This is a genomic window from Photobacterium sanguinicancri (assembly GCF_002265265.1).
Lineage (GTDB): Bacteria > Pseudomonadota > Gammaproteobacteria > Enterobacterales > Vibrionaceae > Photobacterium > Photobacterium sanguinicancri.
On the sequence record NZ_NOIF01000149.1, the window covers coordinates 1 to 12,656 of the forward strand.

The window sequence follows — 12,656 nt, forward strand, 5'->3', positions numbered from 1 at the left end:
GTAGTTCAGTTGGTTAGAATACCGGCCTGTCACGCCGGGGGTCGCGGGTTCGAGTCCCGTCCGCTCCGCCACTTATTTAGACAGAGTTAAGTCTTTAAAATAACTAATAGGGGTGTAGCTCCAATTGGCAGAGCAGCGGATTCCAAATCCGCGTGTTGGGAGTTCGAATCTCTCCACCCCTGCCAGATTTAGAAAAAGCCTCAGCAGTAATGCTGGGGCTTTTTTCGTTGTATAGCTTCAATTGGCAGAGCAGCGGATCCCCTTAATACCGAAACAGCGAGTGTTGGGAGTTCGAATCTCTCCACCCCCTGCCACATTTTCCCTTAGGGGATATAGAAAGCCTCAACTTCGGTTGGGGCTTTTTAGTATCTACTGTTATGAAAAATAATCACTTTCAAATCTCCCACATAAAACCTACTCATAAATCCCATCAGAATCACCTCTCATAGCCTGAAAAACAAATCTCCGGTCGATACATGGTCTACCTGTGAAAAATCAGTGGTGAGCTATACAGCCACAAATTGTGCTTGCGTCTACCTAGATTGAATATTGCCAACGAACTACTTTCATAGATTGCTGGCACAGGTATGGTCCATATCCGGTCACGATGTACTGCGCGCGTGATTAGCGTGACGAATTGGGTTCGACAGAAGCCGTTTTCCGATCTTGCTCTGTACTTTCCACCTTTGCAGTAAGCATCTGGTAAAGATTAAATGCGATAGATCCAAAGCCTAGAAACCAAAACATATTAAAATTCAAGGTAATATCCGAGGGCTTCATTAAACTAATGCCGAAACCTACGCCAGCAACGGACAAGATGAAGGTTGCAAGTAGCATGGTGAAGAGATTGTCCATATCTCCCATTCTGGAAACCAACCCTAGCCACACAATATAAGAAATTCCCAAAATACCAATTACTTTTATAAAGTAAGATCCGACGATAGAAACCCCGCCTAGTACGGTCAAGAATTCAGGATCCAGATAAACTTTATCTTGTAGAACCCATGCAAACACCAGTAAGGGGACCGTGGTATACCAACTTAACTGTTTCAATTTTTCAAGATCTGAGAATCCCATAGGTTTTAATCTCCTTCTGAATGCGGCAACTCAACTAGATTATTCAGCATTACAATAACGCGGAACAACAAACATTCGTATGGCTAACTTCACTTTATAATCTATATTTCAATTGGTTGGGGTAAATCTCAAACCCTGATTATGGCAGTGTAGAAGTGCTGTCATTATCATTTCTTTGCCTTCTCGTGATGATTAGCTGTGAGATTGTGATGCTAAACGTAACGTGAATGACGACAATATACATTGCCATAATGTCTGTCTGAGTTTTACGTCCGAATACAGTCATATCAATGTATTACGGGATCTGCTCTTAACTATGACTGCTGTTTTAAAGTAACTGTAATCTCTTTAAGCATGTTAACGATAAAGTCTGCATAGCTCTGTCTGTTAGCTTCTATCGCTAGGTAGCTAAGATTTTCTGGTGTTAGATTCTTAAAATTTATTTGAGGTTCTGCATGTATAGCTATTGGCATTGAGCTCCATCTATATGAGTTTATGAAGTTTTTTGTTTTTTTGGCAATGTCTTTATATTCTTGGGAAGTAGAACCATTTTTGCAGTGGATTCCAAAATAAATGTAGTGATCTTGTTCTACGAGGATATATGTCTTTTTGTAGCCATCCAGTTTTACATTGATGTTGTGATACTTTGAGCTTCGCTTATTCTCAACATAGTTTCTGACAAGATCTCTTGGGAAATCCTGTATCGTGACTGAGTTATCGCATAGTTCACCAAATTCACGTTTCATTCCTTCCGCAATCTTGTTCCATATGTCGAGTTGTAAGTCAGTCAGTATTTCATTGTATGCGCTGAAAAGGTCAGGGAGTCTTGCCATGTTGTTGTCTGTGAGCAGTAACGCTTTAAGTTTGTCCATATGATCTTGGCTCTCAATTTTGTTGGTGATCTTGCTAATGACGTCTAGATATTGAATACATGCTTCACGTAAAGGAGCATCTCTGGCAGCGATTTCAGTACATCGTGTAACCCAGTCGTAGATGTCATGTTCGTAACTGACTAGGGTAAGATCTTTCTCTTTAACTTTGTCAGGCAGTTCTTTCGTGCTTTGGTCACTAGGTTCATAGCCTGTTCGAGTTAAATAGATGAGCTTGATATTCTTGTATCCCTCATCTTTCATTTTTTGATAGTAGTTCGATAGTTGCTTGTCTTGGTCTGAAGCGTAGATCTTGTTCTCAATTACGATTGCTGTTTTTCCGCTACGGATCAGGATGTCTATGTTTTTATATTCGGTGTCTACTGTCACTTCTTGTGTGAGTTCGACCTGAAGACTTTCTTTTAAGCGTTTTAAAAAGAGTTTAAGGAAGGTGTCGTGATGGCTGTGGCTTCCATTTGGATTGAGCAGATCAGCTAGGAACCTTGAATGCAACCTGACTTCATCTGATTCAGATCTCAATACACTGAAAAGGTTGTATTCGGGTTTTCTGGTGTACTTTTCATGTAGTAGTTGGACATATTTGAAAAACTGGTTGCTTATCATGTTTGGTGTCCTTAATGATGGGCTTTGCATCACCCGTAAAGCCAAAATGTGAAAATTTATATTAATTCATATGGTTATGGTAATCATGTGAGTTAGTTATGAAAAAACAATTCCATTTCACGACATCTGCTATAAAGGCATTAAAAAGTAACCCCCAAGAATCTCGAAGCAATGATCTTGAGTGTTCAGACCTATCTGTAATTGGGTTGCGCATTCTGGTTGGTCGTACTGGGAATCGCAGGTTCCTGTTGCGTTATATTTCGCCAGTTATTAAACGTAAAGCAAGCATTTCTCTTGGACGCTGGCCTGACCTTTCTGTGGAGGAAGCAAGGCAGAAAGCGCGAAAACTAAAGGTGCAGATCGCTGATGGTATTGATCCCAAGATTGAACGGGATTCTCGTTCTGCTTTGGTGATGCCTGATGTGTATACCTTTTTCCATGAGACTTATTTACCTTGGGCTAAGACACGGAAGAAGTCATGGAAGGATGATGAAACACGTTTTTTAAGATGTAAGCCACTCTACAAGATTTCGATGGACAGGCTATCAGCACACGCCATCATGAAGTTGCAATCCCACCTTGCTACTGAAACTTATAAAGGTAAGCCGTATTCTGTTGCGACTAATAACCGTGTGATTGCGCTCGTCAAAGGATTTTGCTCACTCTCAGCTAAAGTACTAGACACTGTGAACCATTCAACCAAGGTTAGCTTGTTACCTGAAAATAACGCTCGTACACGATATCTAAATGTGGAAGAAACGGCATTGCTAATCAAAGTGGCTCGTACCTATTACTGCAAGGTGAAAGGTAACCTGATAGCAATGTTGTGGTTAACTGGTTGTCGCATATCTGAATTGTTAGAGCGTCGATGGGATGACGTTGATTTGGATAAACGGATGTTATTCATAAAAAACACCAAGAATAAAAAATCACACCAAGTTTTCCTTTCTAACCTAATGCTGGAATTGCTTTATGAACTTAGAGAATTAAAACAGCCTGGCAATCCGTATGTGTTTCCTGGTAGTCGAGAGGGCACACATATCTCACCACCACGAAAAGCCTTTAAGTTGATACTGGAACGCGCTGGTATTGATGGCACTGATCTGTGCTTCCATTCGGCGAGGCATTCGGTGGCGAGTAACTTGCTGAACTCAGGAATGGATATCGCCTCTGTCCAACGTGTTCTGAATCATGCTGATATGGCGAGTACACTTTACTACCGGAAATTTTCAACAGAAGCATTAGAACGTGGATCTAATGCCTTGTCTGCTATGGTTGAGCAGGCCAGTGAGAAACTGACTCTACCCGATATAAAGTAGGTTAGGAACAGATATAAATGTAATAGGAGTTGCCCCTGATTAGTTAGCACTAATCAGGGGCATTTTTGTATCTGGAATCCATTAGGAGATATCGAATGAAGGTGATCAAATATATTGCCGAGGTTGAACAACTTAATTTGCCCTCAACGGTAAAGAAGCAATTAATGACGCATATTCTTGAACCGTGGTCTGGTGATGTACATCAGGCGCAAGAGTTTTGGGAGGAAGTTTCCACCCGTCTGATTTTGATCGAGCAGAGTGATACCGATCATGACTTAGCTGAGATAGATGAAGAACTCGACATATTGTTGTGTTACGCCATTGCTAACCCTGAATTTGTTCTCCTGCTTAATGACGAGAGCTGTCCCCATTTGCTGGCCTTAAGTGTTCATACAGACGAGGGTAGTGGTTGTTACGTTCTGGGACCAATGAGCAGCGACACGCATCCAATCCGAGTATTGAAAGAACAAGCAGAGTAAGCGGAGTTTGTATGAGCCAAGAAGTTGTTGAACTTAAAAACGATAAAGTGGTGAAAGCTTCCAATGACAAGGAAGATAAGACGTTACCTGAATCAGATCCCTTTGTGGTGGTGAAGAAGGGTAAAAGCCCGAAGTTAAGTCCGAAATCTAAGGACTTTCTGTTCTATGAAATCGCCCTGCATGAAGATGAAAAGGAACTGTACATCAGGATAGCTGGCAACTCTGGATCGGGATTGCATTCAAAGTTGTGGTGCAAGTTGGAAGATATCTTTACCTTACTGGATCAGCAGAAAGACAAAACCATGAAATCCGGTATTCTCAAAACAGTTATGTCTGGAGGTAGCTCTAATAATTCCGGCTTTATGTCAGCCATTTTGCGTACCCTGTCAATTCTCGAACCTGTCCCCGATAACGTCTTCCTTCATAGGCATTCAAAGGTATATGAGCAAGTTAAAGCTGATCTGCGAGCTTTAGCTACCAAGTCAGTATCATGCAACTAACTCTTTATCTATGGACTGCTTCGATGAAATAAAAGTATCGATTGAGGAGGCATAGAAGAAAGTGCGTTCTGATGGACAAGAAGGGTACCGGAACTGGTAAGGGAAAATGATTCTGGTTTTGTGGCTTGTCCATTAGTTCAGGTGTAGTAACGAGTGATGAGGTTGGTTGGCTTAACTGATAAACGAAACTCACGTTTTGCACATCCGTTGTACCGAGTTGGAACGAATATGGACTGATGGAAACTCCCATTGCGTCGGTGGCAATGGGAGAGAAATTCGTCTCGGTAATGTGAAAGTGACCCTATGTCGGATGGTTAAATTACCGGATTGGATTCCAGTTCGGAGAAGGATTAGGTATATCTAAAATCTATTAAATCGGACGCCCTCACGGCCTTATTTATGTGTTTATTAGCGTTCGCTAAAAAACAAGCCCATTTTGAACCTTTCGATATGGCGTATCGGTTCGTGATTCATCGAATTTTATCCGTTCTGTTATTTCGTATAACTAACGTCAATCTGACTCTACTATGGCAATTTTACGGAAGGTTAGCCTAGTACAGTCGTCCGGTGGCTTCATTATGAAAGCCTGACGATGTAAGCCTAGTCATGTTTGATTCATTGCTAATTACTATGCTAATAACGAGCGGTGGAATCTACTTGGTTGACTCAGGATAATTGAGTACTGTTGCTTCAACTTGGCGTGTGTCCGTGATGGTGGCGCAATCATCCATCATCAAGTCATGGTCAGGGATACCATTATTAATGCTGCATGATGTTGTTTGAGTCTACCCAGTACGATGTTAGTGCCTACTACATGCAGTCCTTTATTTTCACCCTAGCGACTGGCGTTAAATATTTCACCGAATACATCAAGATGAACACTCCTTGCCAGTAAAAAAACAATTACTAATACCCGTTATAAAGCCGAACTCTTTGAGCAATAACGGCAGAATTGTATTTATCTTCACATCGGAATAACCATGAAATGCTCTCCATACAGCATCAATTTGGGGTGTACTGAGAGTAATCACTCATCAGATTAATGACCCAGACTCACAGCAAGAAGTTTCTACAGGGCGATGCCATTACTGGTATCGCTCTTTTCATATGTGCAACAAGGAGAATGAATTTGGAGAAAAATGTTATGGCAGCCTATTACCATATAAAAGATCAGCCAACTAAAATTGAAATCGATTTGAGTCTTGATGGTGCTAAGAAAGGTAGTGCCATTGGATTAATGTTGGCATCACGGATACCACATCCGGCAGCGTTGCCTGTTGGGTTCGTAGTGGGTGGTTTGATTGGTGCCGTAGTTGGAAAACCTGATTAATTCGGAGGGAAGAGTGGTGAAGCCCGCCTTCCTCTCTTTTTTCGTAACGTTTGCCTTGTTTCAATGTGTGATGTGGATCTCATTTGTGGATATTTCCATATCTGAACAGAAAATATTTTTATCGGTAAAGCTCGCCTTTGACTCAGACCAATGCGTTTTAACTTGTTAATGAAAATGTTGAAGACAGGTATTTCACGCCTTGAAGAAGTCACAAAATATTGTGATAAAAAAGTTAACGAAAACGTGTTGTTTAAGAGCTTATTTTCGGATCCCCTGTTGGTGCTAAGCTGCTGATTTTGTAGGGGTTGATTGTGTTTTGTTTATGGCTATGATTAGGGCTCTTTCAGCAATTAAGCGAGTAAATGTTATGGCACATAAAACAAAAAATATCGGGCAATCCCCTAGCGGTAACACGCTGACATTTTCTAACGTAGCGAGTATCAACCTTAGTGAAAACTCAATGAGTTGTCAGAACAAATCTGGCCGTCAAATTGATCATGTATCTATTAGTGATAAGCAGGGTAAGACCTCCGAAGATGTAGCTGCTTTTGTTCGAACCGTTGTAGATCATGGGTGTAAGTTTAAAAATCCATTACTGCACTTAATTAATGGAAATTACGTTCGTTGTTCTGCTATTGAGGCGCTAGAGCAACACTCTGGACGAGACCATAAAGGGATCGTGATCCGTAGTGAAGGCGATGCGATCCTAGGCTTCATCGAAATTCCGACAGTAGAGACGAGAGAGCGCGTCGCTAACGTATTGCATGACACACTTGAAGCCTATGCAGTAGGTAAATTTACGCAGCCTGATTGGGTTGAGATTTTAAATGTAACAACAGAAACTAACTGAGTAGAAGGTATATAGAAATGAAAAATTTAATCACCATCATCGAAGAAACGACAGAAGCACAACTAAGTGGTAATGCTGCAACAATGCTTGGTCTTCTTGGCTATTGTGTTGAGCAGTATCAGGATGAGCACGGCTTGATCCCTCAATCTGCTTATCTTATGAAATACGTTAAGACTTGTATCAATAACGATATAAAAGTAAAGGGTAAAACAGACATTGTTGGTCGAAAACAGTTGATCAAATATGTGAAGTGTTGGGCTCGTAAGGTCGGTTTTAAGTAAGGGATAACTTGCCGTAATTTGGTCTGGCACGCCACTGCTATATGCACATTATTACCCGATATTTATTGCACTAGTCTCTTCTGAGCATCAGTCCCATCAGGGCGCACCATTTTTACCCACGATTACATACCAGTCTTTATGCAGCCTATTAATGCCGACGAAGTACGTTCCGGTAATGGGTGTACTTCGTCTTATTATATTTAAAGAAAATAAGGCTAAAAAGATGACAACCACACTCAATTCAGAAAACAAAACCTCATACCAACTTGCTCGTGAAACTGATAAAGAGATCGGACAGTTCATCATCAGTGCCGTTGAAGGTGCTGATACTGCTGTTGTCGATACACAGATACGTAATCATAAAGATGTTGGTCTTGTACGAAAGATGGTAATTGAATCCGTTGATAAACAGATTAAGCACTTTCTAAAAGGTATTCGCTCTGCACCATGGATGGCTACTCGTGGTAGTGGTGAAACGATCCATATTGCCATTGATTCAGAATGGGTATTTAACGAGGAAACAGGAAAAAACGATATTCTGTGTTACTCCTACAGTATCCGTGTCGGTGATAAGTCATTCAGTGGTGTAAAAGATACTGAAATGGCTAAGTTGATTAAGGATTGCCGAGACAAAGATATATCGAAAGCAGAGGAAATGCGTCTTCGTAAACAATTGGCTAAGAAAGGATACAAGGTTAGCTTTGATAAGTTCATCCAAGAGTTGTTAATCAAAGCTAAGGCGCGTGGGTTTATCACAGAATGGCCCAAGAATACCTTTATCTACGCACATTTCATGCGTGCTGACATCGCCTCATTCGAAGAGTTTTGGAATGTCGGACGTTGTAATAAAAATCATAAAAATTCGCTTAGCGTGGTTCAAGGAACTGTGGCATCTGGGCGTGGCACTTATGGTATGGATCTATCATCGATAGGTCGCAGTAAGTACAAGATAGAAAACACGCGATTCTATAGTGCATCCAATAATGCTTTCGAAACTAAGGTGCGTTTCATCGATACTTTATTACTCAGTAGTAAGGCCAGCTTGGACGATTTGGGTGCGCTCCTGGGAGTGAAGAAAGAGGTTATACCTGAACCGTATTCCATTGAGCGCATGGATGAACTGTATTGTAAGGATAAGATTCTCTTCAACCGATACGCCATTCGAGATGCTGATATTGCGTTGAAGTATGGGCTAGAAATGCAGAAGTTTGCCTTGTCTGATATGCGTGAAGATGTTGGATTGGAGTTGGATTGCTTACCATCGACACTAGGTAATTTTGCTGTCTCTTTGTTCCGACATACCTGTGGAAGTACAGAGAATATGCATGACTTCTTAGGGTACGAGAAGCGCAAGAATCAGTACTATCATGCTAAGAGTAATAGCGTTAGAAACTCCACAGAAATAGCCAAGACAGTGAGCCGTGAGTATACCGATAACCTGGCGGTGTCAGGACTTTATGGTGGTTGTAATTTTGGGGCGTACTTTGGGGTTTCTGAAAAAGGTGATTATTTCGATTATGACCTTAGTGGAGCTTACACCACAAGCCTCGTAAATTGCCTCAAAAATGATTACGCAAACACTTTTGAGTCGAAGAAGGTTGAGGACTATCTAGGCCACACGATGGGATTTGCGTATGTACGATTTAAACACCCTGAAGGTATCAAGTTTCCTGTAATGCCTTGCCGTACCGATCTTCGTGGTATTTATTACCCTATGGAGGGGGAGACATACGTTACCTCACCAGAGATCCAGTTAGCGCATGATATCGGATGTGAAATTGAGATCTTACATGGAATGATCATACCGTGGGTTGAAGGTTCAACTTCTATGTATAAGGATTTCACCAAAATCATTCGTAAGCAACGAGCAAAGTATAAATTAGAGGAAAATGAGATTTATTCGCATTTGTGGAAGTTGATAGGTAACACGCTGTACGGTAAAACCCTCCAAGGCGCGGCTAATAATTCTAAAGGTTTTGACCTAGCAACAGGCTTGAACAAGAACATTCCATACTCACCAGTAACTAATGCGCATTATGGTGCGTACTGTACGGGGTTTGTACGTGCCACAATGCTAGAAGTCATACTTCGGTTGCCAAAAGAAGCCCGGATAATTAGTGCTACAACGGATGGGTTTTTAACTGATGCCACACCAGACCAACTAGTTCTCAGTGGTCCATTAGCGCAACGCTTTCAGAAGATCTGCGATGAAGTAAGTGGCGAAGATATGATGCAGTTAAAACATCATGCTAAACAGATAGTCTCTATGAAAACTCGTGGTCAGTTAACAGCTGAATTAGGTGATACGAAACCTGTATGCGCTAAAGCTGGTGTTAAACCACCTAAAGGCGTTGATGAAAACCAATGGATGGTTGAATTGTTCTTAGACCGAAAACCCGGACAGAAAGTTAAGCGTAAACATTTGGCCTCTGCTCGTGATATGTGGCTTAAAGAAATGGATCTCGTCACTATTCATACCGAACAGACGTTGAATCTAGATTGGGACTTTAAGCGCCGCCCCGTAAACCCTCGTATGGTGAAAGTTCGTCACCCAGCTACCGATGAGATAGTGGAGCATCTATCGTTCGATACTGTGCCATGGAATACAGTCGATGATGGATTAACAGCTCGCACTTTCTTCGACGAGTGGCGTGTAAATAATTGCTTGAAGACGATGGAGGATTGGGATAACTGGATGGACTTTTACAAGGTTCGCTGTTATCTGAAAGGCACTGGGCTGAAATACTTAGAAGACGGCTCAGAGGGCATCTTTAAGCTACAAATGCTACGTGCTATCACTCAGGGGAATTGGGGTGTACCAGAACAGCCTAAACGTGCTCCACGTGGTCACTATGACAAGTTAGTGGCGATGTTTGGGGAGGCTGGTTTTGATGACATCACTAAGAAAGACCTACTGAATGCCAAGGGGCGTAAGCTACACGAAGCCATACTACCGATCACGCCTCGAATGCTGCCCATGCTTTCTTGGTTTGTTCGTCAGTATCCAACAGTCGATCTACATCAAGTATTCCACCCCGGTCAGGTGCAGGAAGCTACTCAAATGCTAGAAGAATACAACAGCAATAATACGATGAACTTAGCTGCTTAGTATCTCTTACCACTCTCAAAGCCTGATTCCATAAGGGATCAGGCTTTAATTTCAAAGATGGTAGTTAGCAATGTAGTGGAACGATTGCTGTTATTTCTTGGCATCGTGGTGATAGTTACGCGCATGATGACATATCTAATCTCACAGCGAGTGACGGCAATATACCATTAAATACAGGGATTGAGATTTTTGCTTGAGTCGTTGCGGTGACTGGCTTCATGGTCTAACACCAACTACTAAAGGCTATATTTTCAAAGTTGCGTGTTGGTTGTATTCACCTTTTCTGCACTGATGTTGTGTATCCCTAATCGCTTCGGTGATTAGGGGCTCTTATTTTTTATGGGTTTGTATTTATGCTCATTACGTGGAAACTGTCGGAACAAGCCGTTTGTGCGTTCCCTGAGGGTGTTCTACTGCTAATTCCACTTCACCGCTTTTGGGGTGCTTCCGGTAGGGTTCACACTAAGAAGAAGGACGGGGGGTGAAAGTTATATATTTGATATTGATCTTTTATCTATTGCTAAAATTCCATTAAACTTGATTATATAATTGTTTTAATTAATAAAATCAAGAATAAGGTAAGTTGTAATGGCAAATGGTTTAGCAATACAGCGTGAAAATCTTGAGTCTTATTTGGCTGAATTCCTCTCAATTAATAGCCAAGTTAGTCTTCATGATAGAGTGCCTACAGGCTCACAAGAAAAGTTCTTTTTCATAATGCCTGGAAAAGAAATTGCGACAGTAATTCTCTATTATAAAACAACAGGCTTAACAACAATAACTTATAAAACAGGCAAGAATCATGATTTAGGGTTGTTATTTCACGATTTTCTCGTTGCAAAATGTGATTGTAGAGATTCAGAGCCTGTAAACCTTGTTCTGAAAGGGATTAGTAACGAAAACGTAGAAACGTTGATTTCTGATTTGAAAGAACAGGCTGACGAATCAGATAAAGTATTCGACATAACAGTGCATCACCCTACTACACAGTGCACAAAATATGATATTTGTAGTAATCAATATAAAGATACGATATCTATCAATTATTACCCTTCAACCTGTACATTACAGATTCAAGGACGTGCTTTATTTTGTTATCGTAACATTACATATTTGCTGTCTATTCTGTTGGATCAAGGCTCACTACTGGCGGTGATTGAAAGAAAATCAGTAGATGACAAAACCATATTACATGAAGAAATTGCTTCAGAGTATATACAACGAATTATCCCTAACGCATACGACAGAATGGATGATACCTATAAATCCTTGCTAATTTCTAGCTACTGTGTGAAACTCGCTGCCCCTAAACTTCCAGAGTATTCAATGCTTGTCTATGCCGACCTAAGGGTATTAGAAGGTGTTATAAAAGAAACTCTTATGGAACATGGCTTATTTACTTCTAGTGACAAGCTTGATATTGGTTATTATTTCAAGTTTGATAATGGTACAGAGCTAAAAACTGAACACACTACAAACTTTTTAGACTCAAAATCCATTGATGCGCTAGAACAGTGCTACCATTACTACAGACGTAATAGGCATTCTCTTTTCCATATGGAGGAGAATGGATACGAAGCTCGGACTACTGATACTCTTGGAGAGGTTATGCAGATAAGCAATCATATTGCATCTTTAATCGATGCTATGTATGCCAACTGCAATAAATTATGAAATATCACTTAAGACGATTAGAAGATAAGCTTTTAGTTAGTAGCGTTAGTTATGAAAGTCCTTTGCACGAACTTTCATCGCTGACATGTGAGCTATTGTCTTTTGATTTTCATGGTGAAGTGATTTTTGATTTGTTTTGTGTCAATGGGCTTAGTAAAAACAGATTTGTATCAATATTTTTTGATAAAGAGTTCAATAGAAAAACAAAAAAACCTATCAAATCCAAGCATTTAGAAGACGTACAAAGTGATTTCTATCGACGTAATGAGTCGTACGTTTTGGCTTCAGTAATGACTCCTAGTATGCAAAACCGCTTTCTAAGCACATCAGCGCGCTAGTCTAAATTCAATTTGTTAAAGCCCCTTAATGGGGTTTTTCTTGCCCCAAGACTTGAACGCCATCACGCTTTTTAAACAAAGTTCAGCCACTTATTCAACCTATAAACCACACTTTAATTCACTAAAAATATAGTTTTCAGTCATTCCGTAATACTTAGTTGATAACTCTAACAATAATTTATCCTCCCCCCCCCCAAAAAAAAAAA

General features: G+C 40.7%; 11 protein-coding genes and 1 tRNA gene. 10 read left to right on the forward strand and 2 right to left on the reverse strand.

Features of this window, described 5'->3' with window-relative positions:
- Positions 1-108: 108 nt before the first annotated feature.
- A tRNA-Trp gene (locus ASV53_RS18155) sits at positions 109-185 on the forward strand.
- 439 nt (positions 186-624) lie between these two features.
- On the opposite strand, the gene ASV53_RS18160 is transcribed toward ASV53_RS18155, so the two are convergent.
- On the reverse strand, positions 625-1,077 hold the full coding sequence (locus ASV53_RS18160; RefSeq protein WP_094958124.1) for a hypothetical protein: 453 nt from the start codon (positions 1,075-1,077) through the stop codon (positions 625-627).
- Positions 1,078-1,391: 314 nt separating this feature from the next.
- A complete protein-coding gene (locus ASV53_RS18165; protein ID WP_189337913.1) occupies positions 1,392-2,570 on the reverse strand; it encodes a PDDEXK-like family protein in 1,179 nt (392 codons plus the stop codon).
- 98 nt (positions 2,571-2,668) lie between these two features.
- Between ASV53_RS18165 and ASV53_RS18170 the strand changes: the two genes are divergently transcribed.
- The 9 genes from ASV53_RS18170 to ASV53_RS26230 all read left to right on the forward strand — a co-directional run bounded on the left by ASV53_RS18170 (position 2,669) and on the right by ASV53_RS26230 (position 12,450).
- Entirely contained in the window at positions 2,669-3,889 is a 1,221-nt protein-coding gene (locus tag ASV53_RS18170; RefSeq protein WP_094958126.1) for a site-specific integrase, read from the forward strand.
- A 95-nt stretch (positions 3,890-3,984) separates the two neighbouring features.
- A complete protein-coding gene (locus tag ASV53_RS18175; protein ID WP_094958127.1) occupies positions 3,985-4,368 on the forward strand; it encodes a hypothetical protein in 384 nt (127 codons plus the stop codon).
- Positions 4,369-4,379: 11 nt separating this feature from the next.
- The gene (locus ASV53_RS18180) at positions 4,380-4,868 is read left to right on the forward strand and encodes a hypothetical protein (RefSeq protein WP_239928845.1); all 489 of its coding nucleotides are present in this window, start codon (positions 4,380-4,382) and stop codon (positions 4,866-4,868) included.
- Between the two features lie 1,123 nt (positions 4,869-5,991).
- Positions 5,992-6,198 carry a hypothetical protein gene (locus ASV53_RS18185; RefSeq protein WP_239928847.1) on the forward strand — a complete coding sequence of 69 codons (207 nt, stop codon included), beginning with the start codon at positions 5,992-5,994 and terminating at the stop codon, positions 6,196-6,198.
- Positions 6,199-6,565: 367 nt separating this feature from the next.
- Positions 6,566-7,048 carry a hypothetical protein gene (locus ASV53_RS18190; RefSeq protein WP_094958128.1) on the forward strand — a complete coding sequence of 161 codons (483 nt, stop codon included), beginning with the start codon at positions 6,566-6,568 and terminating at the stop codon, positions 7,046-7,048.
- Positions 7,049-7,065: 17 nt separating this feature from the next.
- On the forward strand, positions 7,066-7,329 hold the full coding sequence (locus tag ASV53_RS18195; RefSeq protein WP_094958129.1) for a hypothetical protein: 264 nt from the start codon (positions 7,066-7,068) through the stop codon (positions 7,327-7,329).
- Positions 7,330-7,480: 151 nt separating this feature from the next.
- Positions 7,481-10,438: a DNA polymerase gene (locus tag ASV53_RS18200; RefSeq protein ID WP_239928846.1), complete on the forward strand. Its 2,958-nt coding sequence runs from the start codon at positions 7,481-7,483 to the stop codon at positions 10,436-10,438.
- A 588-nt stretch (positions 10,439-11,026) separates the two neighbouring features.
- The gene (locus ASV53_RS18205) at positions 11,027-12,112 is read left to right on the forward strand and encodes a type II toxin-antitoxin system RnlA family toxin (RefSeq protein WP_094958130.1); all 1,086 of its coding nucleotides are present in this window, start codon (positions 11,027-11,029) and stop codon (positions 12,110-12,112) included.
- Positions 12,109-12,450 (forward strand): type II toxin-antitoxin system RnlB family antitoxin, encoded by a 342-nt coding sequence (locus ASV53_RS26230; protein WP_094958131.1) that lies wholly within the window; start codon positions 12,109-12,111, stop codon positions 12,448-12,450. The genes ASV53_RS18205 and ASV53_RS26230 overlap by 4 nt, the downstream gene beginning before the upstream one ends.
- The last annotated feature ends 206 nt before the right edge of the window (positions 12,451-12,656 follow it).

Coding starts and splice junctions, on each gene's coding strand:
- ASV53_RS18160 (WP_094958124.1), bottom strand. CDS start 1,077: ATGGGATTCTCAGATCTTGAAAAATTGAAACAGTTAAGTTGGTATACC.
- ASV53_RS18165 (WP_189337913.1), bottom strand. CDS start 2,570: ATGATAAGCAACCAGTTTTTCAAATATGTCCAACTACTACATGAAAAG.
- ASV53_RS18170 (WP_094958126.1), top strand. CDS start 2,669: ATGAAAAAACAATTCCATTTCACGACATCTGCTATAAAGGCATTAAAA.
- ASV53_RS18175 (WP_094958127.1), top strand. CDS start 3,985: ATGAAGGTGATCAAATATATTGCCGAGGTTGAACAACTTAATTTGCCC.
- ASV53_RS18180 (WP_239928845.1), top strand. CDS start 4,380: ATGAGCCAAGAAGTTGTTGAACTTAAAAACGATAAAGTGGTGAAAGCT.
- ASV53_RS18185 (WP_239928847.1), top strand. CDS start 5,992: ATGAATTTGGAGAAAAATGTTATGGCAGCCTATTACCATATAAAAGAT.
- ASV53_RS18190 (WP_094958128.1), top strand. CDS start 6,566: ATGGCACATAAAACAAAAAATATCGGGCAATCCCCTAGCGGTAACACG.
- ASV53_RS18195 (WP_094958129.1), top strand. CDS start 7,066: ATGAAAAATTTAATCACCATCATCGAAGAAACGACAGAAGCACAACTA.
- ASV53_RS18200 (WP_239928846.1), top strand. CDS start 7,481: ATGCCGACGAAGTACGTTCCGGTAATGGGTGTACTTCGTCTTATTATA.
- ASV53_RS18205 (WP_094958130.1), top strand. CDS start 11,027: ATGGCAAATGGTTTAGCAATACAGCGTGAAAATCTTGAGTCTTATTTG.
- ASV53_RS26230 (WP_094958131.1), top strand. CDS start 12,109: ATGAAATATCACTTAAGACGATTAGAAGATAAGCTTTTAGTTAGTAGC.